Source organism: Arenimonas sp. MALMAid1274, assembly GCF_049195245.1.
Taxonomy (GTDB): domain Bacteria; phylum Pseudomonadota; class Gammaproteobacteria; order Xanthomonadales; family Xanthomonadaceae; genus Arenimonas.
In genome coordinates this window covers 1-1,581 of sequence record NZ_JBMIRR010000014.1, presented here as the reverse complement: position 1 = coordinate 1,581, position 1,581 = coordinate 1, and the positions used below count along the sequence as shown (strand labels likewise).

Below are 1,581 nucleotides of genomic sequence, written 5' to 3'. Positions count from 1 at the left end.
CTGCTGCCGGCTGGCTACAGCTTCGTTTCTTCGGCCGCCAGCACGGGCACGTATAACTCCGGTACCGGCGTGTGGGCCATTGGCAGTCTGGCCAATGGCGCCAGTGCGACCCTCGACATCGTGGCTACCGTCAACGCCACGGGTCCGTACGACAACACCGCCTCGGTCACGGCCACCACGGCCGACCCGACGCCGGGCAACAATTCGGATACCGAAACGCCGACCCCGGTTGCTCAGGCCGATCTGTCCATCACCAAGGCGGTGGACGATCCGATTCCGGATGTGGGCGAGGACGTCACCTTCACCCTGACCGTCAGCAATGCCGGTCCGTCGGACGCGGCGGGTGTCTCGGTCAATGATCTGCTGCCCGCGGGCTATTCGTTCGTTTCCTCGTCGACCAGCGCCGGCACCTACAACGCCGGTACGGGCGTGTGGACGATCGGCAACCTGGCCGATGGAGCGACGGTCACCCTGAACATCGTGGCTACCGTCAACGCCACGGGTCCGTATGACAACACCGCGTTGGTCACGGCGACCACGGCCGACCCGACGCCGGGCAACAATTCGGATACCGAAACGCCTACGCCAGTGGCTCAGGCCGACGTGTCGATCACCAAGGCGGTGGACGATCCGATTCCGGATGTGGGCGAGAACGTCACCTTCACCCTGACCGTCAGCAATGCCGGTCCGTCGGACGCGACCGGGGTGTCGGTCAATGACCTGCTGCCCGCGGGCTATTCGTTCGTTTCCTCGTCGGCCAGCGTTGGCACCTACAACGCCGGTACGGGCGTGTGGACGATCGGCAACCTGGCCGATGGCGCGACGGTCACCCTGAGCATCGTGGCTACCGTCAACGCCACGGGTCCGTATGACAACACCGCGTCGGTCACGGCGACCACGGCCGACCCGACGCCGGGCAACAATTCGGATACCGAAACGCCGACCCCGGTTGCTCAGGCCGATCTGTCCATCACAAAGACGGTCGACGACGCGACGCCGAACGTGGGCGAGAACGTCACCTTTACCCTGACCGTCAGCAATGCCGGTCCGTCCGCTGCGGCTGGCGTGTCCGTTAACGATCTCCTGCCGGCGGGTTACACCTTCGTTTCTTCGGCCGCCAGCACCGGCACGTATAACTCCGGTACCGGAATTTGGGCCGTGGGAAGCCTGGCCAATGGCGCCAGTGCGACGCTCGACATCGTGGCCACCGTCAACGCGACGGGTCCGTATGACAACACTGCGAGCGTCACCGCCACCACGGCGGACCCGACGCCGGGCAACAACAGCGACACGGAAACCCCGACCCCGGTCGCGCAGGCCGATCTGTCCATCACCAAGACGGTCGACGACGCGACGCCGAACGTCGGTGAGAACGTCACCTTCACCCTGACCGTCAGCAATGCCGGTCCGTCGGACGCGGCGGGCGTCTCGGTCAATGACCTGCTGCCGGCTGGCTACAGCTTCGTTTCTTCGGCCGCCAGCACGGGCACGTATAACTCCGGTACCGGCGTGTGGGCCATTGGCAGTCTGGCCAATGGCGCCAGTGCGACCCTCGACATCGTGGCTACCGTCAACGCCACG

At 65.5% G+C, this 1,581-nt stretch carries 1 protein-coding gene; it reads left to right on the top strand.

Annotation, left to right across the window (positions count from 1 at the left end):
- On the top strand, nucleotides 1–1,581 hold a 1,581-nt coding region (locus ACOQFR_RS00135; RefSeq protein WP_421377406.1), incomplete at both ends, for a DUF11 domain-containing protein.